This is a genomic window from Gordonia oryzae, assembly GCF_003797185.1.
Taxonomy (GTDB): Bacteria; Actinomycetota; Actinomycetes; order Mycobacteriales; family Mycobacteriaceae; genus Gordonia; species Gordonia oryzae.
Genome location: NZ_RKMH01000003.1, coordinates 37,601 through 64,096 on the forward strand (window position 1 = coordinate 37,601; position 26,496 = coordinate 64,096).

Below are 26,496 nucleotides of genomic sequence, written 5' to 3' on the forward strand. Positions count from 1 at the left end.
TCACAAGAGACGTGCGTCGTGACGTGGCGACCCGACACCTTCAGGGAATTGAGGCGAGAAACCGCTGTGAGCAGTTCGACATCCGAAACCGACTTCGGACAGAACGAATGGCTGGTCGAGGAAATGTACCAGCAGTACCAGAAGGATCCGAACTCGGTGGACCCGAGTTGGCATGACCTTCTGAAGAACTACACACCGAACGGTGGCGACACCGGCGCAAGCGGGTCGTCGAACCGGGCGGGTGCGCACGCCGCATCCGCGAACGGCGCCGGCGGCAACGGCTCGGCGTCCGCCCCAGCCCAGCCCAGCCCCACCCAGCCCAGCACTGCCACGACCAGCCCAGCCCCGTCGACCGACTCCCCGCCCGCCCCACAGCGCAAGCAGGGCGTAACCCTCGACCAGGGGCCTGAGCCGCGTGCGACGACGAGTACCCGCAAGACCCCCGCCCGTGAGGCATCGGCGACCAAGGCCGCCTCGGGTCGTAGCGTCGCCAGCCGCGACGGGTCGTCGCAGTCGCAGAAGGATCGCACCGCCAAGGAGCCCGCGTCGTCGGCGCCCGCGGCCACCAAGGACGAGACCACGGTGTTGCGCGGACCGGCCGCCGCCATCGCCAAGAACATGGCGGCGTCGCTGCAGATCCCCACGGCCACCAGTGTTCGCGCCGTTCCGGCGAAGATGATGATCGACAACCGCATCGTCATCAACAACCACCTCGCCCGCACTCGCGGCGGCAAGATCAGCTTCACCCACATTCTCGGCTACGCGATCGTGCAGGCGATCAAGTCGTTCCCGAACATGAACCGGCATTTCGCGGAGGTTGACGGCAAGCCGAACGTCGTCACCCCTGCCCACACCAACCTGGGCCTGGCCATCGACCTCGTCGGCAGGGACGGCAACCGCACTCTGGTGGTCGCCGCCATCAAGGAGTGCGAGACGATGGGATTCGCCGAGTTCTACACCGGCTACCAAGACATCGTTCGGCGTGCCCGCGACGGCAAGCTCGGTGCCGAAGACTTTGCGGGCGTGACGGTTTCGCTCACCAACCCCGGCACCATCGGCACTGTGCACTCGGTGCCGCGGCTGATGAAGGGCCAGGGCGCGATCATCGGCGCCGGCGCGATGGAGTATCCGGCGGAGTTCCAGGGCGCCAGCGACGAACAGATCGCCGAGCTTGGCGTCGGCAAGCTGATGACGCTGACCTCCACCTACGATCACCGAATCATCCAGGGCGCGGAGTCCGGCGATTTCCTGCGCCGCATCCACGAGTTGCTCCTCGACGACGCGTTCTACGACGAGATCTTCACCGCCTTCCACATCCCCTACGAGCCCATCCGGTGGCGTCGGGACATCCCTGCGGGCGCGGTCGACAAGAACACCCGCGTGCTTGAGCTGATCGCGGCATATCGCAACCGCGGCCATCTGATGGCCGACATCGACCCGTTGATGATGGACAGCGATGCGCGCTCCAGTCATCCCGACCTCGATATCCTCACCTACGGTCTGACGCTGTGGGACCTCGACCGCACGTTCAACGTCGGCGGGTTCCACGGACAGCAGAAGATGAAGTTGCGCGATGTGCTCTCGATCCTGCGCGACGCCTACTGCCGCCATGTCGGTGTCGAGTACACCCACATTCTCGAACCCGATCAGCAGCGCTGGCTTCAGGAGCGGGTCGAGATCAAGCACGTCAAGCCCCCGGTGGCCGAGCAGAAGTACATCCTGTCCAAGCTCAACGCGGCCGAAGCCTTCGAGACGTTCCTGCAGACCAAGTACGTTGGGCAGAAGCGCTTCTCGCTCGAGGGCGCGGAGTCGGTCATCCCGATGATGGACGCAGTGATCGACCAGAGCGCCGAGCACGGCCTCGGTGAGGTCGTCATCGGCATGCCGCACCGAGGTCGGCTCAACGTGCTGGCCAACATCGTCGGCAAGCCCTACTCCAAGGTCTTCACCGAGTTCGAGGGCAATCTCAATCCGTCGCAGGCGCACGGCTCGGGCGATGTGAAGTACCACCTCGGCGCCGAGGGCAAGTACTACCAGATGTTCGGCGACAACGAGATCAAGGTCTCGCTGACGGCCAACCCGAGCCATCTCGAGGCGGTTGACCCGGTACTCGAGGGTCTCGTCCGCGCAAAGCAGGATCAGCTCGACGAGGACCAGCAGTTCTCTATCCTTCCGCTGATGTTGCACGGCGACGCAGCGTTCGCCGGTCAGGGCGTCGTGCCCGAGACGCTGAACCTGGCGATGCTGCCCGGCTACCGCACCGGCGGCACCGTGCACATCGTGGTCAACAATCAAGTGGGGTTCACCACCGCGCCCGAGCACTCACGGTCCTCGGAGTACTGCACCGACGTCGCGAAGATGATCGGTGCGCCGATCTTCCACGTCAACGGCGACGACCCAGAGGCCTGCGTCTGGGCTGCCAAACTGGCCGTGGACTATCGCGAGACCTACCACAAGGACGTGGTGATCGACCTGGTCTGTTTCCGCCGCCGCGGCCACAACGAGGGCGACGACCCGTCGATGACCCAGCCGGCAATGTACGACGTGATCGACACCAAGCGCGGGGTCCGCAAGTCCTACACAGAGGCCCTCATCGGTCGTGGTGACATCTCCACCAAAGAGGCCGAGGACGCCCTACGCGACTACCAGGGTCAGCTGGAGCGGGTGTTCAACGAGGTCAAGGAGCTCGAGAAGTTCCGTCCCGAACCGTCGGAGTCGGTCGAGGCCGATCAGCCGTTGCCGCAGAAGTTGGTGACGGCCGTCGACAAGTCGGTGCTCGCCGAGATCGGTGAAGCGTTCTTCAACGTGCCCGAGGGTTTCCATCCGCATCCGCGTGTCAAGCCGGTACTCAAGCGTCGTCACGAGATGTCCACCGAGGGTGGCATCGACTGGGCATTCGCGGAGCTGCTCGCCTTCGGATCGCTGGTCATCGAGGGCCGTACGGTGCGCCTGTCCGGCCAGGACTCGCGTCGCGGTACCTTCACCCAACGTCACTCGGTGCTGATCGACCGGGAGAACGGGTCGGAGTACACCCCGCTGAACCATCTCACACCGCGCGACGGCGAGTCGCTCGGCCGCTTCATGGTCTACGACTCGCCGTTGTCGGAGTTCGCGGTCGTCGGCTTCGAGTACGGCTACTCGGTGGGTAATCCGGACGCACTGGTCCTGTGGGAGGCGCAGTTCGGCGACTTCGTCAATGGCGCGCAGTCGATCATTGACGAGTTCATCAGCTCCGGCGAGGCCAAGTGGGGCCAGCGCTCGGATGTGGTGCTGCTACTCCCCCACGGCCATGAGGGCCAGGGGCCCGACCACACCTCAGGTCGTATCGAGCGGTTCCTGCAGCTGTGCGCCGAGGGATCGATGACCGTGGCGTTGCCGTCGACACCGGCGAGCTACTTCCACCTGCTGCGTCGTCATGTCCTCGACGGCATCAGCCGACCGCTGATCGTCTTCACCCCGAAGTCGATGCTGCGTAACAAGGCTGCGGTGTCGCCGGTCGAGGACTTCACCGAGGACAAGTTCCGCTCGGTGATCGACGACCCGCACTTCGCCGCCAAGGGTTCCGAGGCCGACCGCGACAAGGTCAAGCGCGTACTGCTGGTCAGCGGCAAGCTGTATTACGAGCTCGCCGCGCGCCGCGAGAAGGACGAGCGGGACGACATCGCGATCGTTCGCGTCGAGCAGCTCTACCCGGTGCCGCATCGCCGGCTGCGCGCCACCCTCGAGCGCTACCCACACGCCGAGGACTTCGCTTGGGTGCAGGAGGAGCCGGCCAACCAGGGACCGTGGCCATTCCTGGGTCTGTGGCTACCCGAGTTGCTGCCGGACCCGCTCAAGGGTCTGCGCCGGCTATCCCGACGTCCGATGTCGGCGCCGTCGTCCGGGTCGAGCAAGGTCCACGCCGTCGAGCAGGCCGAGATCATCGACGGAGCCTTCGCATGAACTGATCCCTCAACCTAAGCGAGCCGCGGAATCCCTTGTGGGAGAACGCGGCTCGCTTTATGGGGCCACCTCGGACCGGACGCCCGCGGGCCGTACCTCACCCCGCGGGCACCGCCGCGCCGACAACCGTGGCCAGGGCCGGCAAGGCCTCGGTGATCACCGACAACAGCTCCTCGCGGGTGATCACCGGGTCGGTAAGCCACGAGATCGTGGTCTGTTCGACAAAGGCGATCCAGCCGTGCGCGGTCATCTGGACCACCGGGGTCGGCTCGATCCCTAGGGCGGGCGCGTGCTCGAGAACCCGCCCGGCCATCACTGAGCGGGTGTGGTCGAAGACCTCTCGCATCGCGGGGTCTGCGCTGGCAGATCCGCGGATCAGGGCCATATACGCGCTGCGATTCTCCGTTACGTAGTCGACGTACGCCGCCATCGACGCACCGAGGACCAGCAGCGGGTCCCCGAGCGAGTGATCGGGTTCAGTGCAGTCGAGCATCTCCTGCGCCTGGGCGCGTGCGATCGCGACGTGAAAGTCCTGTTTGGATTCGAAATAGTGAAACAACAGGGCGCGCGACACCCCGGCCACCTCGGCGATGGCATCGATCGACACCTGCTCGAGCGGTCGGTTGCCGACCATCTCCAGACCGAGGGCGATCAACTGGTCGCGGCGCGCCTGCGGACTCATCCGGGTCCGACGGCTCGATGCGCGGGTCTTCGACGTGCTCACGAGATACATCGTAGCTTATTGATTCTTGTTCAATAGCTATTGACGTTCGTTCAATAGCCAGCTAAGCTCGGTCTCCATGACAATGCATGATGTAGAGATCGCTATCGTCGGGGCCGGGTTCTCCGGCCTCGGCGCTGCCATCAAGCTCGCGCAGCGCGGCATCGACGATTACGTCATCCTCGACCGCGGCGGCGACTTCGGAGGAACCTGGCGCGACAACACCTACCCCGGTGCCGCCTGCGACGTTGCGTCGAACCTGTATTCGTACTCGTTCGCACCGAATCCCGAGTGGTCGCGCTCCTACTCCCATCAGCCGGAAATCCACCGCTACATCAACGCCGTCGCCGACGAGCACGGCGTACGCGCTAAGGCGCGGTTCGGCACCGAGGTCACGCAAGCCCGCTGGGATGAGGACACTGCCCACTGGATTGTCTCGACGGTCACCGACGGCGCCGAGAATACCTATCGCGCACGTCATCTCATCGGCGCCCTCGGCCCGCTGTGCGAGCCGAACCTTCCCGACATCGAGGGCATCGACTCGTTCGGCGGCACCATCATGCACTCGGCCCGCTGGGACGACTCGGTGGACTTCGGCGGCAAACGCGTCGCGGTGATCGGCACCGGCGCCTCGGCAATCCAGATCGTGCCCGAATTGGCCAAGGTCGCCGGACATCTCGACGTCTATCAGCGCACCGCGCCGTGGATCGTCCCCCGCACTGAGCGTCCCTACACCCCGGTCGAACACTGGGCCTTCACACACCTCCCGGCCGTTCAAACCGCCTCACGGGCCGGTATCTACACCTTCAACGAGTTCATCGCCTTCGGCATGACCTACTCACCGGCGGCACTCAAGCCGGTCGAGATGCTGGCCCGCGGCAACATCTTCCGCGGAATCCGCGACCGGCAACTGCGCAAGGCCGTCACCCCCGACTTCCAGATCGGCTGCAAGCGAATTCTGCGATCCAACACCTGGTACCCCGCCCTCGACCGCGCGAACGTGGATCTGGTCACCGATCCGATCACGCGGGTCACCGAGACCGGCATCGTCACCGCCGACGGCACGACCCATGACATCGACATCCTGGTGGTCGCCACCGGCTTCCACGTCACCGACTCCCCGGTCTTCTCCCATATCGTCGGCGTCGGTGGACGCAGCCTGGCGAATGTATGGGACGAGATCGGAATGCAAGGTTACAAGGGCTCATTCGTCCACGGTTTCCCGAACATGATGCTGATGATCGGTCCGTCGACCGGTCTGGGCCACACCTCGATGGTGTACATGATCGAGTCCCAGCTGAACTATCTGGTCGACTACATCGCCACCACGCGCGCCCGCGGGGCGACTCGCGTGGAGGTGACCGAGGCCGCACAGCGCCGCTACAACGCCCGCATCGCCCACAAACTCCGCAACAGCGTCTGGGTCAACGGCGGCTGCGCCTCCTGGTACAAAGACGTACACGGCAACATCACCACGTTGTGGCCGGGATTCACCTTCGACTTCCGGCGCGAGACAAGAAAGTTCGACGTGGCCGCCTATGACATCAGCCACGCCGCGAGCCGCGTGACCACACAACTCACCTCTGCTCCTGCCGCCGGCGTCGGCGCCTGAACACTCCCACCTCACGAAAGAAGGCACTCATGAAGGATTTTCGCGACAAAGTCATCGTCGTCACCGGCGCGGGCTCGGGTATGGGCCGCGACCTCGCTGTCAAGCTATCCCGTCTGGGAGCGAAGCTGGCTATCTCGGACGTGAATCCGGACGGACTCGCAGTCACCGAGCGACTGATCACCGAGGCCGGCGGCGAGGTACACACGCAGATCCTCAACGTCGCCGAGCGCGAGGCCGTCCTCGACTATGCCGAGACCGTCGTCGCCCATTACGGCCGGGTCAATGTCATCTTCAACAATGCCGGAATCGCTCACCACGGCGAGATCGAACGGACCGAGTTCAAGGACATCGAGCGCGTCGTCGATGTCGACTTCTGGGGAGTCGTCAACGGCACCAAGGCTTTCCTGCCACATATCATCGCCTCCGGCGACGGTCACATCGTGAACACCTCGTCACTGTTCGGCCTTCTCTCCGAGCCCGGTCAGGCGGCCTACAACGCTGCAAAGTTCGCCGTCCGGGGTTTCACCGAAGCGCTCAATCAGGAGATGATCATCGCCAAGTACCCGGTCAAGGTGTCGTGTGTACACCCGGGTGGCATCAAGACCGCGATCGCCCGTAACGCCACCGTTTCCGGCGATCATGACGCCACCGCGACGGCGAACTTCTTCGACCGCTACCTCGCGCGCATGACCTCCGAGGATGCTGCTGACGTCATCATCAACGGTGTCCGCAAGAACAAGACGCGCATCCTGGTCGGCACTGATGCCAAGTTCCTCGACCTGTGGGTGCGCCTGGTCGCCTCGAAGTATCAGTGGGTCATGGCCAAGGGCGCTGCACTGGCGCTGACGCGAGCCAAGTAGGCACGCTCAGATCTGGTGCTCGTCAGATCTGGTGCTCGTTGAGCCAATCAGCGGCCAGATCCGACGGATTCGCGCCGGCGCGGACTTTGCCGGCGAGTGTCGCGAGGTCGGCGGTGGTGATCTCGCCGGCCACCCGATTCACGGCCTTCACCTGATCTCGGGTCAGCGCCGCAGTCCGATACACCGGCACGAGTGTCTCGGACTGCGGTCCGACGCCACGGCCCGCCGAGTCGGCCGGGGCTGGGAGCGCCTCGACGAGGCCGGTCGGCCCGGAGGCCGAGTCGCCACCGATCTGCAGCGGCGTGAGCAATCCGAGCGCGGCGCCGGTGGCCGCCCGCTCGAGCACGGTGTGTACGTCGGCAACCTGTTGCACCGGCCCCATCCGGCATCCCGCGTCGGCGAACGACTGCAGAGTCGTCGGATCGGGCTCGCCGGTGGTGACCACCGGCAGGTCGGCGGGCAGCCTCGCGCAACCCGAGAGGTTGTTCACCCCGGCCGTCGTCGCCAGCGAGGTCGCGACGAACAACTGCGGGGTGGCACTCACCGGTGTCGCGTCACCGACCGAAACCCCCTGCGGCAGAGAATGATTCAGATCGACATACAGGATGTCGGAGTCGGGATCACCAGCGGCTGCACCCTCGGCTGCCGGCTGCGTGGACGGCGCCGGCGAGACCGGCGCCTGGGCCAGCGAGGGCGCGAGTTCGCTCAGCAATCGACCGGTGAACGCTGGGAAGAGTTCGACGTCGCCACGCTGCATCGCGTCGAGTTGCGCGGTGTCGCCGCCGATTCTCGGGTCGACCGAGACCTGCGCACCCGCGGTGCGTAACGCGCCCGCATAGATCTGTGCCATCACCAGCGACTCCGGGGTTCCCGAGGCGCCCATCACCAACGGCCTGTTCTCGTCTGGGCCCGCATCGTCTCCGCCGCCGATGCCGCATCCGGCAAGCACCGCGACCACCACCAGTACGGCTGACAGGATCGCCGGGGCCGCGCCGCGGCGCACTCGTTGTCGCACGGCACTCACCGTAGCGCGCCGGTCACCCGCCGACGGCGATGAACCCGGCCACCGAGTCGGCGATGAGTTGTACGGCGATGGCCGCCAAGAGCAGACCCGCGATCTTGGCCAGCAACGTGATGCCACCTACGCCGAGGATGCCGATGAGCACCGTCGAGTACCGCAGCACGATCGCGACGATGATGTGCACGCTGATGATGGCGGCCGCGATGGCGAGGTAGCCACCCGCGTCACCGGAGACCGCGCTGACTCCCACGATGACCGCTGCGATCGCACCCGGTCCGGCGAGCAGCGGTGTGCCCAGCGGCACCAGCGCGACGTTGACGTCCTCGGATGCCTGCGGCGACCCGGCACTGCCAAGCCCCGTCAGCAACTGGAGCGCCACCAGCAGCAGGAGTAGACCGCCAGCGCCCTGGAGTGCGGGGATGCCGATGTGTAGGTAGTTCAGGATCGCCTTGCCACCGATGGCGAAGATGCTGATCACCAGCAGACTCACCAACGGAGCCTGCCAGGCTGCCCGGCGCCGGTACTCCGGCGTCCGGGGACCGACCAGTGACAGGAACAGTGGGATCTGCCCGGGCGGGTCCATGATGACCACAAGGGTAATCAGGGTCGTCGTGTAGACCGTGACGTCGAAGGACACGCGCCGATCTTACGGGCGGCGCGTAGCATCCCAGGCGTGCCATCGATGCCCCACCTGCGCCCCGGCCTCGGATTCACCACCGGCCGTCGCGAGCGACGGCCGCTGCCCAAGATCCCGGTACCCATCGCGCGGGCGATCGTGGACTGCGCGGTCTATATCGACGGACATCGGCAGCCGGGACGGATCGGCTATTCCGAGGCCCTTGAGCAGGTGCGCAGTACGGGCGAGGGTTTCGTCTGGCTCGGTCTGCATTCACCCGACGACGAGCAGATGACCGGTGTCGCGGAGGTCTTCGGGTTGCACGAGCTCGTCGTCGAGGACGCGGTGCACGCCCATCAGCGTCCCAAACTCGAGATCTACGACAACACTCAGTTCCTCGTGCTGCGCACGGTGAAGTACGTCGAACACGAATCGATCGAGCTGGCCAGTGAAGTCGTCGAGACCGGCGAGATCATGATCTTCACCGGCCCCGATTTCGTCATCACCGTGCGCCACGGCGACCACACCCACCTGTCGGGATTGCGTCGGCGCATGGAGGCCCGCCCCGAACGCCTGGCCCTGGGCCCGACCGCGGTCATGCACGCCATCGCCGACCTCGTCGTCGACAGCTACCTCGCGGTCAGCGAGAGGATGGAGACCGACCTCCTCGCCATCGAGAGTTCGGTATTCGGGAACAAGAAGCGCTGGCTCGATATCGAACCGGTCTATCTGCTCAAACGCGAGGTGCTCGAACTTCGCCGTGCGGTGACCCCGCTGACCAATCCGCTGTCGCGGCTGACCTCGAATAATCCCTTGGTACCCAAGGAGGTTCGACGCTATCTGCGCGACGTCGCCGATCACCTCACCACCGTCGTGGACCGCGTCGTGGAGTACGACGAGGTCTTGTCCTCGCTTCTCGACGCCGCCGCGGCGAAGGTGGGCATCCAGCAGAACAGTGATATGCGCAAGATATCAGCGTGGGTGGCGATCGGCGCCATCCCGACGATGGTCGCGGGTCTCTACGGCATGAACTTCGACATCCTGCCGGGTATGCACGATAAGCAGGGCTTCGGTGTGGTCTGCCTGTTCCTGGTAGTGGTCTGCGGCGCGCTGTGGGGGGCGTTGCGGCGTAATCATTGGCTGTGAACGTGACACGACTCCCAGCCTGCGGCCCCATGCATCCAGGCTGATCGCCGGCCTTGGCAGACACCCGGTGTATCACCAGTCCCAGAACTCATACTTCGTGGGCCTGGTGTCGTCTCCAGACAGCGTGCCCGCTTGGACGGAAGGAATGTCAGCGTGAGCACGGCAGCCGGGTCAACGGAACCATTTTTCGCAGGCCCGAGAATGGCGAACCCATCTGCGACAGGTGGTGAGCGCAACCACGACTGCGAGGAGTACGAAGTCACCCATCCACAACACCCGCGAGTACCGGGCCTCCTCAGATCGTGGCCGGTGACCGCCCCGGATCAGCGAGGTCGATATCGGCCTCGGTCCACGCCTCACGCAGCGCGTCAACACCCTTGAGGCGCAACCATGCCGCCTCGTTCGCGGTGATCGGGATCGCCCGCAGGAAACGCACCGGGTCCATCGGGGCCGGCAACCCCAGCGTCCCGAGATCATCGTCGGTGATCATCACCGCAGTGAAAGGTGCACCGTCCCAGAGTGGTTCGCCGAGATCGAGGAGCGCGTCGGCGGCCAGCACCACACCCTCGACGGCCGGGGCCGCGGCCAGTGTCGCCAGCCGGCGGTGCAGACCGGGCAGCGCAGCACCGGTGCGCATACGCACAACCAGTTCGGCCCGCGGCCCGCGCACCGGGTCCGGATTCAGATCGGACGGGTCGGTCATCGGATGCCGCGAACAACCGATCGTCACGTAGACGACCTCGGAGCCGACCACGGAGCGGGCCACGTCGATCGGCTCTACACCGAGAAAGGTCACCGACGCACGCTGCGGCGCCCCGCCAAACGAGTCGACGAGGAATCGGTTGACGGTATCGCTGGTCAAGTCGCTCACGACTCCCGACGGTAGTCGCAGCGGCGCCGTCAGGGCCGTGGGAGTCGACGCTACTGCGGATTGGCGCCTACCGGCGTCCGTCTGCGTGCTTCGGTGGGGACGGACGAGACCACTGCGGGCGTCTCGGCGTTTGAGCGCGTCGCGTCGGGCAGCCGCATCGCGGTTCTCACCGCCGCACCGAGCGCAGGTGCCCACACCCTCCAGGTCGCCACCTCCGCGCAAGTCGGGACGGGCGATCGCCTCAGGGACCGAATCCGTGCAGGTCAGCATGCATTTTCCCGCAACGCGGCCGGGTGCATCCCCGACCGCCCGGTTCGCGATCCGGTGGCTGCGCAAGAACCGAGGAATCCGACGCTGGTGCGTGGTCGGCAACGACTCCGTGTGGCCTCGCGCGATCTCTGTACAACCTCGGGTTCGATACCTCGACGAGCACCGATTCGGCCACGCGGCAACGGCATTGAACAACATCGGCCAATCCTGTGACGAGGGTCTGATGTTTCTCGCGGCGCCGGCCCAGGCCGCGGGCTGCCTCGACGCCCCCGATCGGCCGGATCACGCGCGGTGTGACCCACTGTGGACCGCACGGCGAGGTAGAACTCCGTGGCCGGCACACCCGTCAGCCGGTCTGCCTCGCGCAACCCGACCACCTCGGATTCGAGGTGATCACCGAACAGACCGCCTGACGCATCGACTCCTCGTCCGATCCGGACGTTCCGCACCGGGACGACGGTCGATTACGGTGTGCATGTGGTGAACATCCTGGCGGTCGCCGACGAGGTGGTGGAGTCACTCACCTTCGGGGTGGGTATCGAGACCAAGCCCGACCTCATCCTGGGCGCGGGTGATCTCCCGTACAAGTATCTCGACGTGCTGTCGAGCCTGTGCGATGCGCCATGTGTATTCGTACCGGGCAACCATGACGGCGATCTGCGCGGCTACCGGCCCTCGCGTGCCGGCTGGACCCGTGCGGGATTGCCCACCATCTATCCCGGCCCGGAGTGTGCGGTCAACGCCGACGGTCGGACGGTGACGGCAGCCGGCGTCCGGATCAGCGGCCTCGGGGGCAGTATTCGCTACAACTCCGGCGCCAACCAGTACAGCGAGGCGCAGCAGCGGTTCCGGTCATGGGTGTTGCGCGCCCGAGATGGTGTGCGTGTCAACCGCCCACATATCCTGCTCACCCATTCGCCGGCACGCGGCGTCGGTGACGCCGAGGACCAGCCACACCGCGGGTTCTCGTGTTTTCATCCACTGGTCGACCGACTCCAACCGAATATCTTGGTGCACGGGCACATTCATCCCTACGGCGCACGTCCTCGTGACCTGATCATCGGGACCGGCACCGTGTCGATGAACGTCGTCGGCTACTGCCAGTTCGATTTCGACACCGACACCGGCGATGTCAGGATCGTCAGGCGCCGATATGGCTCGTGACACCGGGTTCCCGGAGGCCGACGCCGAGAACGACTTCCAGCGGATGCGCCGACAAGCCGAACTCGCCCGGCTGACACAATGGTTCACCCGACAGCCCGCCGACGTCAATGCGATCCTCCCCTTCGACGAGGTGGTCGCCGCATTGGGCCGCGCCGGCGAGAGCTACCTGGGACTACAGACGGTCGAGGTGACCTCGATCGTCGGAAGCGTGGACCGCACCAAGGATTTCGACCGCTACTTCCGCCCGACGTCGGCCCGGATCCGCAGCCGTTGGCAGCGACTCGCAGCCGCGCAGCGGCGTGGTGAATCGATGCCCCCGGTACGGCTGTACCGGATCGGTGGGATGCATTTCGTCATCGACGGACACCACCGCATCTCGATTGCCATCGCCCGTCACCTCGACACCATCGAGGCCTACGTCACCGAGATCCACACCCGCATCTCCCCCGAGGGCATCAATGTGCCCGGAGACCTCCTTCTCAAGGACCACCGCCGCCTGTTCCTGTCACGGGTGCCGCTATCGGGTACACAGGCCGACACCATCCGGTTCGCCGACCCCTTCGACTACGCCGAACTCGCAGAGGCGGTGGAGGCGTGGGGATTCCGTCTCAGCCAGGAGGTGGGCGAATTCCTCGGCCGTACCGAGGTGGCACGGCGGTGGTTCGGTGAGGAATTCCTGCCGGTCATCCGTATGGCCCGACGCGCCGATGTCCGGTCCGAGCTGGACAGCGACGCCGAGCTCTACCTGTGGCTCGCATGCGAGCGCTATCGCCTGGTGCGCAAGCACATCTGGGACGACGAGATCATCGACGAACTCCGCGAACAGCCACGGCGTCGGCGGCGGTAAGCACCCGCCACCGACCGCCCCACTCACCCTTTCGACAGGACCGGCCCGCCGGCAACCGAATTCGCCGGTGCACCACGCAAGCTCGTGCCGGACTGTTGGTCGAAGACGGCGACCTTGGTGGGGTCGAAGTGGAGTTCGGCGGCGGTACCGCGACGAATCTGTGATTCGGGGGAGAGTCGGGCGATCATGTCGCCGCCGCCGAGGGTGGCGCCGGAGTCGGCGGACAGTTCGGCGAGTGCGTCATTGGCCGAGCCTTGGGAATCGATGCGGAAATAGGCGTACTTGTCTGATCCCATGGATTCGAGGACGTCGATCCCGGCGGTGAACGTCATTCCCCGCGAGCGGGTGTCGGCGTCGACGAGGTGGGCGTCTTCGAGGTGTTCAGGGCGGATACCGACGACGACCTCACCGGTGCTGTTGACCCGGCCGGCTACTTCGGTGACCTGTTGTTGGTCGTGGAGCGGGATCACACCGATCGGGGTCGAGATGCCGTCGATGCCGAGTCGTCCGGGCAGGAAGTTCATGGCCGGTGAGCCGATGAATCCGGCGACGAAGATGTTGGCGGGGTTGGTGTAGAGCTGTTGGGGGGAACCGATCTGCTGGACGTAGCCGGAGCGCATGACCACGACCCGATCACCGAGGGTCATGGCTTCGGTTTGGTCGTGGGTGACGTAGACGGTGGTGGTTCCCAACCGTTGTTGCAGCCGGGAGATCTCTGCGCGCATCTGCACCCGCAGTTTTGCATCCAGGTTCGAGAGCGGTTCATCCATCAGGAACGCTTTGGGGGAGCGCACGATCGCCCGGCCCATTGCTACGCGCTGGCGTTGCCCACCGGACAGATTCGCCGGTTTCCGATCCAGGTAGGGGCCCAGGTCGAGGATGCGGGCGGCTTCGTCGACCTTCGCGGCAACCTCGGCTTTCGACAGTTTCGCCAGGGTCAGTGGAAACGCGATGTTCTCCCGCACCGACATGTGCGGATACAGGGCATAGGACTGGAACACCATCGCGATGTCGCGGTCTTTGGGGGCGCGTTCGTTGACGCGTTCCCCCGCGATTCGTAGCTCCCCGGTGGTGATGTCCTCGAGCCCGGCGATCATGTTCAGGGTGGTCGACTTCCCGCAGCCGGACGGGCCGACGAGGATGATGAACTCGCCGTCGGCGATATCGATATTCACCTCGTGCACCGCGGTCGAGCCGTCGGGATAGGTTTTGCTGACGCGGTCCAAAACGATGTCTGCCATGGGTTTATCCCTTCACCGCGCCGGAGGTCAACCCGGCCACGATTCGACGTTGGAAGAACAACACGAAGATGATGATCGGAATGGTGATCACGACCGCCGCCGCGGCGATCGATCCGGTGGGTTCCTCGAACTGGGAACTGCCGGTGAAGTTCGCGATAGCAACCGGCGCGGTGATCGCCCGCTCCGTCGAGGTCAATGACAACGCGAGGAGCAGATCGTTCCACGCGAAGATGAACACCAGGATCGCCGCGGTCACCACCCCGGGTGCGGCCAGCGGCGCAATCACCTTCCGAAACGCCTGGAACGGGGTCGCGCCATCCATCTTCGCGGCCTTCTCCAACTCCCACGGGATCTCCCGGAAGAACGCCGAGAGGGTGTAAATCGCCAACGGCAACGCGAAGGTGATATACGGCAAGATCAAGCCCGGCCATGTGTCGAACAACCCCACCGTGCGTTCGATGGTGAACAACGGGGTGACCAACGAGATCTGGGGGAACATCGCAATCAACAACGCCGCCCCGATCAACAGACGTTTACCCGGAAAATCCAAGCGGGCCACCGCATAGGCGGCCATCGTGCCCAGTACCACCGCGATCACCGTGGTGATCAACCCGATCCCGATCGAGTTGATCAGCGCTGAGGTGAACGCACTCGTGGAAAAGATCGACGAGTAGTTGTCCCACGTCCACTCCTTGGGAATGAAGCTGCCGTCGGTGACACTCGATGCGGGTTTGAATGACAAACTCAGGATCCACAACAAGGGGATGATTGCATACAGGATCACCAGCAGGTTCGCGATTGCCCACCAGACCTTGGGTTTGGCTCCGGTCTTCACCGCGCCTACCTCCCCTCGTTGTCAGAGCCCGGCGCCGCAGCACCGAAGCCCTTGATGAAGATGAACGCAATGACCGCCACACACACGAAGATCAGGATCGAGATCGCCGACCCCACACCAAGATTGAAACCCTTGAATAGGTTGTCGTAGCCCAGCATCGACACCGAATAGGTCTTGTTCGAGCCCTTCGTCAGCACATAGATGTTGTCGAAGACCCGGAACGCATCCAAGGTGCGGAATAGCAACGCCACCAAAATCGCGGGTTTCATCAACGGCAGGATGATCCGCCACAGTCTCGTCCAGGCACCGGCACCATCGACCTGCGCAGCCTTCAGGAGATCGTCGGGCACCAACGCCAGCCCGGCCAACAGCAACAGCGCCATGAACGGTGTCGTTTTCCACACCTCGGCCAGCACGATGACCGCCAGGGACGGCCACTGGTGGGTCAGCGGTGCACTTCCGTCCGGCAACAAGTTCGCCAGGTAGCCGGTGCCCGGTGTCCACGCGTAGTACCACGAAAATGCCGCTGCAACGGTCACGATTCCGTAGGGAACGAGCACGACCGTCCGAATCGTGCCCCGCGCGAACAACGTTCGATGCATGACCAGAGCTATCGCCAGGCCCAACACAAACTCGATGACCACCGATACCACCGTGATCCCCAGGGTCACCCCGAACGCCGTCCACCAATAGCCGTCGGAGAGGACGGTTCCGTAGTTGGCGAACCATACGAACTCACGCTTACCCGGCGCCGACAAGCTTGCCTTGTTCAGCGACAACCACACCGCATAGATGATCGGATATCCCGTCACCGCCGCCATCATCACCACCGCGGGCAACACCAACCAGAACGCCAGCCGCCGCTCGGCCTTGTTGCCCTCACTGCGCTTGGGGACCGCGGCCTTGGGCGGCGCCGGCCGATCGAGCACCGCAGTGGCCGCTGCGGTACCGGCCGGGGAGGCCGCGGCATCGGTCGTCGGCACCTGCTGTGCCGCCGACGATTCCCCGGGCGCCTCCCACACCGGGGAATGCACGGTGGGCCCGAAGGTGTGCGGAGCGGTCACGTCGAGACCCGATTCGGCAGGGCTGGTGGACTGCTCGTTCTCCGGCAATGCGTGCCTGCCGCGTCGTGAGACCTCGTTGTCGTCGTTGGTCATGGGATGATGCCCTCCCCGTTGATCGCCTTCTGAACCGCATCGGCGAGCTGATCGACCAAATTCTGCGGGTCCCATGCCCCGACCGGCGACAGCTTGGCCTGGACCAACGTCGAAATAGCCTGGTACTGCGGAGATTTCGGGCGCACAGCTGCGTGGTCGGGTTCGAGTTGCAGCTTGATGTCATCCGCCATGGGATAGGCCGCACGGAACTCCGGATCAGAGTAGAGCGACGAGATCACCGGCGGTGTACCCGCATTGAGGCTGTAGTACTTCTGCGCGGCGGGGCCCGTCAGGCACATGGCCGCCTTGAACGCGAGATCCTTCTGCTGCGAGGTGCTGGCGACGGCGATGTTCAGTCCACCCAGGGTGGTTTTGGCAGGGAGAACACCCACCCCCGGATACGGCCGGAAGTCGAACTTCTGGCGCACGGCCTTGGTCACCGGCGCCAACTGCGCGTCGGTGGGCGAGTTATTCGGGTCGGCGAACAGACTCTCGTACTTCCGCAGATCCGTCAGATACGGGACACTGCCCGCCGACGCGTTCTCTCGCATCGAGGCGAGCACGAAGGGCCAATTCACCTCGTAGAGAGCCGATCCGTTCTCCATGCCGAGGCGCGAGCTGGTCTCGTCACCGTTGGTCAGCGACGGATCGTGGCCCTTCGCGGTGGCCACCGCCTTGAGGATCTGCAGGGCTTTGACCGTCGCGGCACGGTGCGCCGGGGTGTCGTTCAGCGTCACCTTGCTGGGGTTGTCGGGATCGACGATCTGGCCACCGGCACTGGCCAACACGGAGTTGAACCACACCATCAAACCTTCATATTGCTTGCCCTGCACCATGATCTGGCCGGGACCGCCCTTGTCGAGACTGGCCTGGGCCTGCTCGAGCATCCGCTCCCAGTTGGTCGCGGCGGGCTGGCGGACCGTATCGGCGAGAACATCCTTGCGATACCAGAGCAGCTGCGTGTTGGTCCAGATCGGGATGGCGTAGAGGCGCTGGGCAGCATCGCCGGGTGTCTTCCACTGCGCTGTCTCCAGCGGTCCGCCGAGCGTGCGCGCGGTGACCTGCGAGACGAGATCGTCGGGCACCGGGACAAGCCAACCGGCGTCGGCGAACTCGGCCGTCCACACCACGTCCATGCCCATCAGGTCCAGGCTGTGATCATTGCCCGACAGACGCCGCGCCAGTTGCAGGCGCTGATCGTCAGCGGCCTTCGGCAGCGCAGTGGTGACGATCCGGTATTCGCCCCCGGACTCCTCGGAGCACTTGTCCGCCTGGACCTTCACCGAATCCGCGCCATCGGCAGGCGGATACAAATTCAGCACCCCTGCCTCGTACCCGGAACCGCAGGCCGTCACGATCGGTGCCAGCGTGGCCAGCGCAGCCGCGGCAATGACCACCTTGCCGCGGATCCCCAAAGACGACTTCTGGTTTCGCGACCCGCCACCGGGATCACGACTCGCACCGCCCATCCTGCGCCGCACGCGGCCTCCTCCATGTCGTGCACATGACGACGCCGACGCGCGTTGTGCGCGACGCGGTCATGGCCGTCTCGGAGGTTACGCTATCCCGACAGGTCTGTGACGGGCAACACAATGGGTGCGGCCGTGCCAATTCGAGACCGTGTTGATCACGTGGATCACCGGCGAGCCGATCAGGCCGGGCTCGACGACACCCGTCTCAGGGGTTCAGTCGGGCCAGCATGTTCCGCGCCTTCTCCGCGCTCTTCGGGTCACACAGCACGTCGTAACGTCCCGCCACCAATTGCATGGTCGAGGCGAAATCACGTTGACCGCGCGTCGCCGCATAGGGAATGGTCGCCGAGATCAGACCGAAGACGACACCGCCGACGAGACCGAAGAGAATCGGCACCAGCGCATTTCCGGAGACGACGATCGAGACCAGAATGCCGAAGAATAGACCCAGCCACGCTCCCGACACAATGCCGCCACCGATGACCTTGCCCCACGTCAGCCGCCCGATGACGCGCTCGACCTGCATCAGGTCGACGCCGACGATCGTGACGTCCTCGACAGTGAAGTGCTCGTCGGACAGATAGTCCACCGCACGCTGGGCCTCGGCGTAGGTCGCATACGAGCCGATCGGCCAGCCCTTGGGTGGCGTCGGCAGACCCGGCGTCTGCCGCGACGGCTGCATGGGATTGGTCATTTCTCACTCCTTGCGGGTCGGTCGGGTCCACGGTGCGGCCTCGGGTCCTCGACCCGCCGCCGGCATGCCTGCGTCCCCAGGTGCGATACCACTACCCTTACTCCCATGTCGGCGGTGAGCAAGGTGTTCGTGGCCAGGTTAGTCGGATTGGCCGTCCTTGGCCCGGACGGCGAATCGATTGGACGTGTGCGTGACGCGGTGATCTCGGTGAGGTTGCCCGGCCAGCAGCCGCGCGCACTCGGACTCGCGGTGGAATTGACCACACGGCGCCGCATCTTCGTGGCCATGCTCCGGGTGACCTCGATAGAACCCAACGCGGTGACACTCAACACCGGAACGGTCAGCCTGCGCCGATTACATTTGCGCCCGGGAGAGGCGTTGGCGATCGGGCAGATCCTCGACACCCGGGTCCGCGTCGTCGACCCGGACCTGCCCGATCTCGCCGGAATCGACGTGCCAGTGGTCGATCTCGGCATCGAACGCACCCGCACCCGCGACTGGGTGGTGGCCCGCGTCGCGGTGCGCACCGGGCGACGAGGACTGCGCCGCGGCGAAACCCACGTCGTGGAATGGTCCAACGTGCGCGGAATGACACAGAGCAGTCTCGACCTGCCGGGGCAGGGGGTGGCTCAAGCCCTCCTGCAGTTCGAGGGTATGCGCGCCGCCGACGTGGCCAATGCGCTACGCGAGTTGCCGACCAAGCGTCGCGACGAGATCGCTTCGGCCCTCGACGACGAGCGCTTGGCAGATGTCCTGCAGGAGTTGCCGCCCGACGATCAGAAGGACTTGTTGGCGCATCTGGAACTCGATCGAGCCGTCGACGTGCTCGAGGCGATGGATCCCGATGACGCCGCCGACCTGCTCGGCGAGCTCTCCGATACCGAGGCCGAGTCGTTCCTGGCGCGCATGGACCCGGAGGATTCCGAACCGGTGCGCCGACTGCTCACCCACTCCCCCGACACCGCGGGCGGACTGATGACCTCCGAGCCGATCATCGTCACCCCGGCGACCACGGTCGCCGAGGCGCTCGCGCGGGTCCGCGACCCCGACATCAATCCCGCAGCTGCAAGTCTCGTCTTCGTCGTCCGACCCCCGACCTCGACGCCGACCGGAAAATACCTCGGCTGCGTGCACGTGCAAGCGCTGCTTCGGGAGCCGCCGGCCAACATCGTGGGTGGCATCCTCGACACCGATCTGGCCCATTTGCGACCGGAGGACTCCCTTGAGACCGTGACCCGCTACTTCGCGACCTACAACCTGGTGTGCGGTCCGGTCGTCGACGACCAGCACCACTTGCTCGGCGCGGTCAGCGTCGACGACCTTCTCGACCAACTTTTGCCGCGTGACTGGCGCGAGACCGAGCCGATGGATCACGCCGACGAGGTGAGGTCGTGAGCGAACCCCGGGGCCGCAGGCTCGACACCCCCCGCGAGCGTCGACGTCCGGCCTTCAACCTCGACTCCGATGTCGTCGGCGTCTACAGCGAACGCATCGCCCGATTCCTCGGAACCGGCCGCTATCTCGCGATCCAAACCGTGATCGTGGTGGCGTGGATCGCCATCAACCTGTTCGCAGTCTCGCTTCGATGGGATCCCTACCCGTTCATCCTGCTCAATCTCGCCTTCTCCACCCAGGCCGCGTACGCGGCACCGCTGATCCTTCTCGCGCAGAACCGTCAGGAGAACCGCGACAAGGTTGCGCTCGAAGAAGATCGCACCCGTGCCGCGCAGACCAAGTCCGATACCGAGTTCCTCGCCCGTGAGCTGGCCGCGGTGCGCCTGGCTGTCGGCGACACCGTCACCCGCGACTATCTGCGCAAGGAACTCGACGACCTGCTCGACGACCTCGTCGACCGGCTGACCAACCGCGACCTCGACCAGCCATCGGATCACCTCTCCCGACGAGGCGGCTCCGACCGGGCGTAACGCCGCACCCACGGCCACCGACTACCGTTCGGGCCGGTCGTTTCCCCTGTCAGGGGTGATCCTCGGGTGTCAATCCCTGAGTTCACCGACTGGGGTATCCGACCCATATGTATGGTGGACCACAGTGGCGGTCGGCTGCCGCTCGTGTCACCCACGGAACCCGGCCCGACCGCATCCGCTCTCTCGGGGGGGCGACGACGGGTGGACGTTGACAACGGAGTGAACGACGTGACAGGGCAGACAGCGCGTACGGGGAGCGGCAGCGCAGTGCAGCGCGGATCGATGGCGTGCACAGTGCGCACGGGACGAACCCACCTCCCCGGAGGCCCGCGATGAGGGTGCCCCATCCCTTCCACCGGTCCCGCGGCCCGCATCGTGGTTCGATGCTGACCCGGCGAACGTTATCGGTCGGTGCGGGCAGTCTCCTCGTCGGCGCGATGGTCTTGGGTGCGGCCACCTCGAGCGCCCACGACGGCGGTATCCCACTCGCCGCGAATGCCCCGATCGATGTGGCGGGAGTCGCTGCCGCACAACCTGTTTCGTTGCTCGGCTTCGCCCCTCCGGCAGCCCGTCCGGCCACTCCCGGGGTGGCGCCGCAATTCCGGCTATCGGCAGATCTGCCGGCGGGGCCGCTCGGCATCCCGGGAATCGTGCTGCAGGCGTACAGACTCGCCGCCGACCGAGAGGCGTCGGAGAACGCGGCCTGCAAGATCCCGTGGTTCCTGCTCGCCGGCATCGGACGCATCGAGTCCAATCACGCCAGCAACGGCGAGGTCGACCAGTACGGAACCACGCTCGTCCCCATCGAGGGCCCGGTGCTCGACGGTTCGCTGGCGGGCAACGAGGTCATCCGTAACGCAGACGGATCGCATGCCCGGGCCATGGGGCCGATGCAGTTCATCCCGAGCACCTGGGCCGCCTGGGGCAGCGACGGCAACGGTGATGGCAAGGCCGACCCCAACAACATCTTTGACGCGACCTACTCGGCGGCTCGCTATCTGTGCGCGGGCGTGTCCGACATCATGGCCGAGCGCAACAAGGTCGCCGCGGTCATGCGGTACAACCACTCCCTGGCGTACGCGCAAAATGTGCTGGCCTGGGCGGCGGCGTATGCCGCCGGAGTGATGCCGACGACCCCGATCCCGGAGATGCGCCCACCGTCGAGTTCGCCGTCGAGCTCGCCGTCCCGTCCGTCGAGCGGTGCACCCTCGTCCGGCCCCTCAGCGCCCACAACGACCACCCCGACCCAACAGTGTCTCGGCATGATCTGTCTGCCACCGGGGATCACGCTGCCCGGTCAGCCATCCGTGCCGACACCGGCACCGACCCCTCGAGTGACCCCACAGACCACCCCGGCCCGCTGATCGGGCGGATGCCGACAACGTTTGCCGGCGCCGGTACCGGGGTCACTCCGACGGCGGGGTCATCACCGGCGGTTAAGCTGGCAGGTGATGACTACAGCAGTGACGCCCAACGAATCCGCGGTTCGCGCCGCCCTGTCCACGGTGCGGGACCCGGAGATCGGCAAACCGATCACCGATCTCGGCATGGTGAAATCGGTGGCCGTCAACGACGACGCCAGCATCGACGTCGCGGTGTACCTGACCACCTCGGGCTGCCCGATGCGCGGCGAGATCAGCGGCCGGGTACAGACCGCGGTCTCCGACGTACCCGGGGCCGGCGAGGTACGCGTGACCCTCGACGTGATGGACGACCAGCAACGCTCCGAGCTCCGCAAGAAGCTGCGTGGCGACTCCGCCGAACCGGTGATCCCGTTCGCCCAGCCGGGATCGCTGACCCGGGTCTATACCGTCGCCTCGGGCAAGGGCGGCGTCGGTAAGTCGTCGGTGACGGTCAATCTCGCGTGCGCACTCGCCGAGCGTGGACTGTCTGTCGGTGTGCTCGACGCCGACATCTACGGCCACTCGGTCCCCCGGATGCTCGGTAGCGACGCCAAGCCCACCCAGGTCGAGAAGATGATCATGCCGCCGATCTCCCACGGCGTGCGATTCATCTCGATCGGCCAGTTCACCAGCGGCAACACCCCGGTCACCTGGCGCGGGCCGATGCTGCACCGGGCACTACAGCAGTTCCTTGCCGACGTGTATTGGGGCGACCTCGATGTGCTGCTGCTCGACCTGCCGCCCGGCACCGGCGATGTCGCGATCTCGATCGCCCAGCTGATCCCCGGTGCGGAGATCCTGGTGGTCACCACCCCACAGCAGGCGGCCGCCGAGGTCGCCGAGCGTGCCGGTGCGATCGCTCTGCAGACCCGGCAGAAGATCCTCGGCGTCGTGGAAAACATGTCGTGGATGGAATTGCCCGACGGCACACGGATGGAGCCCTTCGGTTCCGGGGGCGGCCAGGTGGTCGCCGACCGCCTCACCCAGATGGTCGGCGCGCAGGTCGATCTTCTCGGTCAGGTGCCACTCGAACCGGCATTGCGGAAAGGCGGCGACGCGGGCACACCGGTCGTGCTCGCCGAGCCCGACTCCGCGTCCGGAACGGCGCTGCGAGCGATCGCCAACGCGCTCGCGGTCCGTCGACGCGGCCTGGCCGGCATGAGCCTGGGCATCGACACCACTCGGCACTGACATTCACTGGCCGACACTGTAGTCGATCAGCGAATTATGTTGCGTCCCAATCGGAGACGTCGTGATGACCGCGCGCAGGCCGACGTTCGGGCGCGTCAGCGACACTCGGCTTCCTCAGCGACGGCCCGGGCTCGCCGACGGGACCGTCGGGCATGGGCTTGGACACCGGCTTGATCGGTGGGGTGTCGGTGGCCGACTTGAGCACCGAGCCGGCCTGGGTGAAGGTCGTGAAGACCGAGTCGTCGCCGTCGAGCAGATGCTTGGTGATCATCGATGTCGGTGTCATACCGCGTAGTTCGTTGAGATCAGCGAGAGGTTTGCGGAGGTCGTCGAAATCCGAACCGAAGTCGTTCTTGAGCTGATCGGTCGCACCGGTCGCGTACTCGCGAACCTTGCGCAGCGACTGCATCGTCCACGAAATCGCCCCCGGTAACCGTTCCGGTCCCAGGATGACGAGTCCAGCGACGATCAGGATGAAGATCTCTCCCCAACCCACACTGTCGAACATGGCACTTCCCCGCTCTCGCGCGCCCGCCGGTGGTGGACGTTCTCAGTCACTCGCAGGCGTCACCGTGCCGTCGAAGGTACGCCCGTCGCGCCAGTAAGTGAACTTGACCGGCTCCCCGATCTTGGCGGTGCGCACGGCGACGGTCAATTCGTCGGCACTTTCGATCGTGTGGCCGTCGAAGGAGACGATCACATCGTTCTCCCGCAGCCCGGCCTGGGCGGCCGGGCTGCCGGCCGCCACGTTGCGGATCTGGGCGCCGAGCACCCGGTCATTGCGGACATCCCTGGCGTTCACACCGATCTGCGGATGGTTGACCTTGCCGTCGCGGATCAGGGCCTGCGCGATGGGCACCGCCTCACCGATCGGGATGGCGAACCCGAGTCCGATCGAGCCGCCGCCCGGGCCGAGTCTGGCGGTGTTGATGCCCACGACCTTGGCCTGCGCGTCGACGAGCGGACCACCGGAGTTGCCGGGGTTGATCGCCGCGTCGGTCTGGATGGCGTCGATGACGGCGTCGGTGTCGGACTCGGAGTCCGGACGCAGCGGCACCGCGCGATGCAGGGCACTGACGATACCGCTGGTCACGGTGCGATCCAGGCCCAGCGGGGAGCCGAAGGCCACAACCTCCTCACCGATCTGGAGATTGTTGGAATCGCCTAATTGAGCGACCGTGAGGTTGTCGACGTTATCGACCTTGAGCACAGCCACATCCGTCGCGGGGTCACGTCCGACGATGCGGGCGGGCACCCGGTTGCGGTCAGAGAAAACGACCTCGAGTGTGGCGGTCCGGTCGGACGCGGCGAGCGAGATGACATGGTTGTTGGTGAGGATGTAGCCGTTGCGATCGATGACGAAGCCCGATCCGGTGGCCGATCCGTTGGACAGTCGCACGTCGACGGCGACGACCGACTTCTCCACGGCCTGCGCCACCCGGGCCACCGACGACCGCGGTGCGCCACCGCTGTCGTCGCCCTGGGTCGACAGTTCGACGGTGTTGCTGTTGAGCGGGGCCGCGACCTCCGCGGTGAACCTGCCCATCAGTCCACCGACGACGCCGATCAGCAACGCGATCACGGCCAGCGCCGCCAGCGCGTGCCAAGCGATCCGGCGGCCGAACAGAACCTCGCTGATGCCCAACTTGGGGCCGGCGGCGGCGGGAGTCGCGGGTGCAGATTGGGCGACCGCAGGCTGGGCCAGCGTCGCCGGGCTCTCCGGATCGCGCCACGGGTCGGCTGGCGGTGCGGGTTCGTCGGGAATGCCGTAGGTGGCCAGCGGATCACGCTGCAACGTCTCATCACTACCGACGGGACGTCCGAAGGCCTCGGCGAGAACCGGATCCGGCGGACCGATGGCGGGTGCGGGACGGTCGGGTGTCGCCGCGCCGGGCGCGAAAGAACCCGCCACTCCGGAGGGCCGACCGAAGACCTGGGCCGTCGCCGGCGAAACCGGCGCATGCCGGATAACGCGCGAGGGTTTGTCACCGTCGGCGCGGCCGCTGGGCGCCCCCTCAGCCGGCGGCGACCAGTGTGTGTCGGACATGCTCGGAGATGTTTCGGGTCTCGTGGCTGCCGGTGCCGAGGTTTCAGGTGTCGGGGAGAAATCGGGCTGTGCGGCGTCTGGCGGAGAGTCGTCGGAATCCACGTCTCAGCGGCCCCGCCAGCGCTGCATGCGACCCCGGTTCGAGTCGTGGCCGGTCGAGTTGCGCCCGGGTATGGGCGTCGGCTCCCCGGTGGGCATGCGGCCGGGGTGAGCACGGCGGGGAGCGTCGCGCTCCGCGCCGTCGACCGGTCGTGTCGGGTCGCGATGTGCGGTCATGTCGAACTCACGAGTGGGGATCTGACTGAGTTGGCCCAACAATCCCGACGGGATGGGCATGGTGCCCGAGGAGCGCAAGCGGTTGCGGGCCGCGGTCTGTGCCTCGACAGCGGCAACGCATTCCGGGCACAGTGCCAGGTGGTGGGTAGCACGCATGTGGGCGGCCATACCGAGTTCTTCGTCCACGTAGGCCGCGACGGCCTCGGGTGCGAGGTGCTCGGTGGGGGCGAATCGCCGGTCCCGCGGAGCGCTCGGCCGGCGGTTTGGAGTGAAGGAGGATCGCGCGGGCGTCCACGCCGCCGGATTCCAGACGCGGCGTCGGCGGAGATTATCCGGGTGCTCGAGCCGATCGGTCGCAGCACTCGCGTCCGGCCAGCGTTGCGAGCCGTCCATCATCGTGTTCATCACCCCTTCTCCCCCGTCGTGACCCCCGGCTTTCGGCGGGGACGACGCCCCAGCCTACCGAAAGCCCCAACGATTCAGCGGTCGGTGAGGTTCCCGGCGGACGTCACGTCGATGTGGTTCGTCGGTGTGGTCGGTCCCAAGCGTGGACTCAGTGACCGACCGCCACCGAGCGGCGGTCACTGTGGCCACGGGCGAGGAGGAAATCGCGGATGGTCTGACGTCCGCGGTGGATGCGACTACGCACGGTGCCGAGCTTGACCCCGAGGGTCGCGGCAATCTCCTCATACGACAATCCCTCGATGTCACACAGGACGACGGCGGCACGGAACTCGGGACTCAGGGAGTCCAGGGCGGCCTGTAGATCGCCGTCGAGGTTTGCATCGGCATAGATCTGCTGCGGGTCGGGTGTGTCGGCGGGCACGCGGTCGTATTCCTCAGGCAGCGCCTCCATGCGGATCTTGTTGCGCCGGCGCACCATGTCGAGGAAAAGGTTGGTGGTGATGCGGTGCAGCCAGCCCTCGAACGTTCCCGGGCGATAATTCGACAACGACCGGAACACCCGAATAAAAGTCTCCTGGGTGAGGTCCTCGGCGTCGTGCTGATTTCCCGACAGCCGGTAAGCGAGCCGATAGACGCGGTCGGCATGCTCGCGGACCAACTCGTCCCAGGACGGCATGAGCATGTCGTTTCCGGTGGCATCGAATCCAGCGGTTCCGCCGGGGACACTCTCTGCGGACGCCTCGTGGTTGCTCATCGTGGGTGGCTGCTTCCCTTCTCACA

Annotated in this window: 23 protein-coding genes; 10 read left to right on the forward strand and 13 right to left on the reverse strand. The window is 65.8% G+C overall.

Annotated elements, in window-relative coordinates; all coding sequences use genetic code 11:
• Positions 1-123: 123 nt before the first annotated feature.
• The gene (locus EF294_RS04365; RefSeq protein ID WP_246007700.1) at positions 124-3,942 is read left to right on the forward strand and encodes a multifunctional oxoglutarate decarboxylase/oxoglutarate dehydrogenase thiamine pyrophosphate-binding subunit/dihydrolipoyllysine-residue succinyltransferase subunit; all 3,819 of its coding nucleotides are present in this window, start codon (positions 124-126) and stop codon (positions 3,940-3,942) included.
• Between the two features lie 97 nt (positions 3,943-4,039).
• On the opposite strand, the gene EF294_RS04370 is transcribed toward EF294_RS04365, so the two are convergent.
• On the reverse strand, positions 4,040-4,675 hold the full coding sequence (locus EF294_RS04370; RefSeq protein ID WP_123926018.1) for a TetR/AcrR family transcriptional regulator: 636 nt from the start codon (positions 4,673-4,675) through the stop codon (positions 4,040-4,042).
• 67 nt (positions 4,676-4,742) lie between these two features.
• Between EF294_RS04370 and EF294_RS04375 the strand changes: the two genes are divergently transcribed.
• Together EF294_RS04375 and EF294_RS04380 are read left to right on the forward strand one after the other, a co-directional pair.
• Positions 4,743-6,275 carry a flavin-containing monooxygenase gene (locus tag EF294_RS04375; protein WP_123926020.1) on the forward strand — a complete coding sequence of 511 codons (1,533 nt, stop codon included), beginning with the start codon at positions 4,743-4,745 and terminating at the stop codon, positions 6,273-6,275.
• Between the two features lie 29 nt (positions 6,276-6,304).
• The gene (locus tag EF294_RS04380) at positions 6,305-7,135 is read left to right on the forward strand and encodes an SDR family NAD(P)-dependent oxidoreductase (RefSeq protein ID WP_123926022.1); all 831 of its coding nucleotides are present in this window, start codon (positions 6,305-6,307) and stop codon (positions 7,133-7,135) included.
• Positions 7,136-7,157: 22 nt separating this feature from the next.
• On the opposite strand, the gene EF294_RS04385 is transcribed toward EF294_RS04380, so the two are convergent.
• Both EF294_RS04385 and EF294_RS04390 read right to left on the reverse strand, forming a co-directional pair.
• Positions 7,158-8,138: a glycine betaine ABC transporter substrate-binding protein gene (locus EF294_RS04385; protein WP_123926654.1), complete on the reverse strand. Its 981-nt coding sequence runs from the start codon at positions 8,136-8,138 to the stop codon at positions 7,158-7,160.
• Positions 8,139-8,172: 34 nt separating this feature from the next.
• A complete protein-coding gene (locus tag EF294_RS04390; protein ID WP_123926024.1) occupies positions 8,173-8,793 on the reverse strand; it encodes a MarC family protein in 621 nt (206 codons plus the stop codon).
• A gap of 45 nt (positions 8,794-8,838) precedes the next feature.
• Between EF294_RS04390 and EF294_RS04395 the strand changes: the two genes are divergently transcribed.
• On the forward strand, positions 8,839-9,918 hold the full coding sequence (locus tag EF294_RS04395; RefSeq protein ID WP_185090955.1) for a magnesium and cobalt transport protein CorA: 1,080 nt from the start codon (positions 8,839-8,841) through the stop codon (positions 9,916-9,918).
• Between the two features lie 295 nt (positions 9,919-10,213).
• On the opposite strand, the gene EF294_RS04400 is transcribed toward EF294_RS04395, so the two are convergent.
• Complete coding sequence (locus EF294_RS04400; protein WP_185090945.1) at positions 10,214-10,789, reverse strand: suppressor of fused domain protein; 576 nt, start codon at positions 10,787-10,789, stop codon at positions 10,214-10,216.
• Between the two features lie 747 nt (positions 10,790-11,536).
• Here EF294_RS04400 and EF294_RS04415 point away from each other — a divergent pair.
• Together EF294_RS04415 and EF294_RS04420 are read left to right on the forward strand one after the other, a co-directional pair.
• Complete coding sequence (locus EF294_RS04415; protein WP_123926028.1) at positions 11,537-12,223, forward strand: metallophosphoesterase family protein; 687 nt, start codon at positions 11,537-11,539, stop codon at positions 12,221-12,223.
• A complete protein-coding gene (locus tag EF294_RS04420; protein WP_123926030.1) occupies positions 12,213-13,070 on the forward strand; it encodes a chromosome partitioning protein ParB in 858 nt (285 codons plus the stop codon). Before EF294_RS04415 ends, EF294_RS04420 begins: the two co-directional genes overlap by 11 nt.
• Positions 13,071-13,093: 23 nt before the next feature.
• On the opposite strand, the gene EF294_RS04425 is transcribed toward EF294_RS04420, so the two are convergent.
• The 5 genes from EF294_RS04425 to EF294_RS04445 form a co-directional block, all read right to left on the reverse strand.
• Positions 13,094-14,311 (reverse strand): ABC transporter ATP-binding protein, encoded by a 1,218-nt coding sequence (locus EF294_RS04425; protein ID WP_123926032.1) that lies wholly within the window; start codon positions 14,309-14,311, stop codon positions 13,094-13,096.
• A 4-nt stretch (positions 14,312-14,315) separates the two neighbouring features.
• Positions 14,316-15,146, reverse strand: coding sequence for a carbohydrate ABC transporter permease (locus tag EF294_RS04430; RefSeq protein ID WP_123926034.1), 831 nt, complete (start codon positions 15,144-15,146; stop codon positions 14,316-14,318).
• Between the two features lie 5 nt (positions 15,147-15,151).
• The gene (locus tag EF294_RS04435; protein ID WP_123926036.1) at positions 15,152-16,303 is read right to left on the reverse strand and encodes a carbohydrate ABC transporter permease; all 1,152 of its coding nucleotides are present in this window, start codon (positions 16,301-16,303) and stop codon (positions 15,152-15,154) included.
• A complete protein-coding gene (locus EF294_RS04440) occupies positions 16,300-17,718 on the reverse strand; it encodes an extracellular solute-binding protein (RefSeq protein ID WP_123926663.1) in 1,419 nt (472 codons plus the stop codon). Before EF294_RS04440 ends, EF294_RS04435 begins: the two co-directional genes overlap by 4 nt.
• A 262-nt stretch (positions 17,719-17,980) precedes the next feature.
• Positions 17,981-18,469 carry a YflT domain-containing protein gene (locus EF294_RS04445; protein ID WP_123926038.1) on the reverse strand — a complete coding sequence of 163 codons (489 nt, stop codon included), beginning with the start codon at positions 18,467-18,469 and terminating at the stop codon, positions 17,981-17,983.
• Positions 18,470-18,574: 105 nt separating this feature from the next.
• Between EF294_RS04445 and EF294_RS04450 the strand changes: the two genes are divergently transcribed.
• The 4 genes from EF294_RS04450 to EF294_RS04465 all read left to right on the forward strand — a co-directional run bounded on the left by EF294_RS04450 (position 18,575) and on the right by EF294_RS04465 (position 22,988).
• Positions 18,575-19,864: a magnesium transporter MgtE N-terminal domain-containing protein gene (locus EF294_RS04450; protein ID WP_123926040.1), complete on the forward strand. Its 1,290-nt coding sequence runs from the start codon at positions 18,575-18,577 to the stop codon at positions 19,862-19,864.
• A complete protein-coding gene (locus tag EF294_RS04455; protein ID WP_123926042.1) occupies positions 19,861-20,394 on the forward strand; it encodes a DUF1003 domain-containing protein in 534 nt (177 codons plus the stop codon). Before EF294_RS04450 ends, EF294_RS04455 begins: the two co-directional genes overlap by 4 nt.
• Positions 20,395-20,726: 332 nt before the next feature.
• Positions 20,727-21,758: a lytic transglycosylase domain-containing protein gene (locus EF294_RS04460; protein ID WP_185090946.1), complete on the forward strand. Its 1,032-nt coding sequence runs from the start codon at positions 20,727-20,729 to the stop codon at positions 21,756-21,758.
• Between the two features lie 87 nt (positions 21,759-21,845).
• Complete coding sequence (locus tag EF294_RS04465; RefSeq protein ID WP_123926046.1) at positions 21,846-22,988, forward strand: Mrp/NBP35 family ATP-binding protein; 1,143 nt, start codon at positions 21,846-21,848, stop codon at positions 22,986-22,988.
• Positions 22,989-23,022: 34 nt separating this feature from the next.
• Here the strand turns inward: EF294_RS04465 and tatB are convergent, their stop codons facing one another.
• The 4 genes from tatB to sigE all read right to left on the reverse strand — a co-directional run bounded on the left by tatB (position 23,023) and on the right by sigE (position 26,470).
• Positions 23,023-23,496 (reverse strand): Sec-independent protein translocase protein TatB, encoded by a 474-nt coding sequence (tatB, locus tag EF294_RS04470; RefSeq protein ID WP_123926048.1) that lies wholly within the window; start codon positions 23,494-23,496, stop codon positions 23,023-23,025.
• A gap of 42 nt (positions 23,497-23,538) precedes the next feature.
• Positions 23,539-25,035, reverse strand: coding sequence for a S1C family serine protease (locus EF294_RS04475; RefSeq protein ID WP_246007678.1), 1,497 nt, complete (start codon positions 25,033-25,035; stop codon positions 23,539-23,541).
• Positions 25,036-25,140: 105 nt separating this feature from the next.
• Positions 25,141-25,716 (reverse strand): zf-HC2 domain-containing protein, encoded by a 576-nt coding sequence (locus EF294_RS04480; protein WP_123926052.1) that lies wholly within the window; start codon positions 25,714-25,716, stop codon positions 25,141-25,143.
• A gap of 148 nt (positions 25,717-25,864) precedes the next feature.
• Positions 25,865-26,470 carry an RNA polymerase sigma factor SigE gene (sigE, locus tag EF294_RS04485; protein ID WP_123926054.1) on the reverse strand — a complete coding sequence of 202 codons (606 nt, stop codon included), beginning with the start codon at positions 26,468-26,470 and terminating at the stop codon, positions 25,865-25,867.
• Positions 26,471-26,496 lie beyond the last annotated feature (26 nt).

Bases quoted from the DNA above. Each gene is read 5' to 3' on its own strand.
- EF294_RS04425 (WP_123926032.1), bottom strand. From the start codon at position 14,311: ATGGCAGACATCGTTTTGGACCGCGTCAGCAAAACCTATCCCGACGGC.
- tatB (WP_123926048.1), bottom strand. From the start codon at position 23,496: ATGTTCGACAGTGTGGGTTGGGGAGAGATCTTCATCCTGATCGTCGCT.
- EF294_RS04460 (WP_185090946.1), top strand. From the start codon at position 20,727: ATGAGGGTGCCCCATCCCTTCCACCGGTCCCGCGGCCCGCATCGTGGT.
- EF294_RS04380 (WP_123926022.1), top strand. From the start codon at position 6,305: ATGAAGGATTTTCGCGACAAAGTCATCGTCGTCACCGGCGCGGGCTCG.
- EF294_RS04445 (WP_123926038.1), bottom strand. From the start codon at position 18,469: ATGACCAATCCCATGCAGCCGTCGCGGCAGACGCCGGGTCTGCCGACG.
- EF294_RS04365 (WP_246007700.1), top strand. From the start codon at position 124: ATGTACCAGCAGTACCAGAAGGATCCGAACTCGGTGGACCCGAGTTGG.
- EF294_RS04375 (WP_123926020.1), top strand. From the start codon at position 4,743: ATGACAATGCATGATGTAGAGATCGCTATCGTCGGGGCCGGGTTCTCC.
- sigE (WP_123926054.1), bottom strand. From the start codon at position 26,470: ATGAGCAACCACGAGGCGTCCGCAGAGAGTGTCCCCGGCGGAACCGCT.
- EF294_RS04420 (WP_123926030.1), top strand. From the start codon at position 12,213: ATGGCTCGTGACACCGGGTTCCCGGAGGCCGACGCCGAGAACGACTTC.
- EF294_RS04480 (WP_123926052.1), bottom strand. From the start codon at position 25,716: ATGAACACGATGATGGACGGCTCGCAACGCTGGCCGGACGCGAGTGCT.
- EF294_RS04370 (WP_123926018.1), bottom strand. From the start codon at position 4,675: ATGTATCTCGTGAGCACGTCGAAGACCCGCGCATCGAGCCGTCGGACC.
- EF294_RS04475 (WP_246007678.1), bottom strand. From the start codon at position 25,035: ATGTCCGACACACACTGGTCGCCGCCGGCTGAGGGGGCGCCCAGCGGC.
- EF294_RS04435 (WP_123926036.1), bottom strand. From the start codon at position 16,303: ATGACCAACGACGACAACGAGGTCTCACGACGCGGCAGGCACGCATTG.
- EF294_RS04465 (WP_123926046.1), top strand. From the start codon at position 21,846: ATGACTACAGCAGTGACGCCCAACGAATCCGCGGTTCGCGCCGCCCTG.
- EF294_RS04395 (WP_185090955.1), top strand. From the start codon at position 8,839: ATGCCCCACCTGCGCCCCGGCCTCGGATTCACCACCGGCCGTCGCGAG.
- EF294_RS04450 (WP_123926040.1), top strand. From the start codon at position 18,575: ATGTCGGCGGTGAGCAAGGTGTTCGTGGCCAGGTTAGTCGGATTGGCC.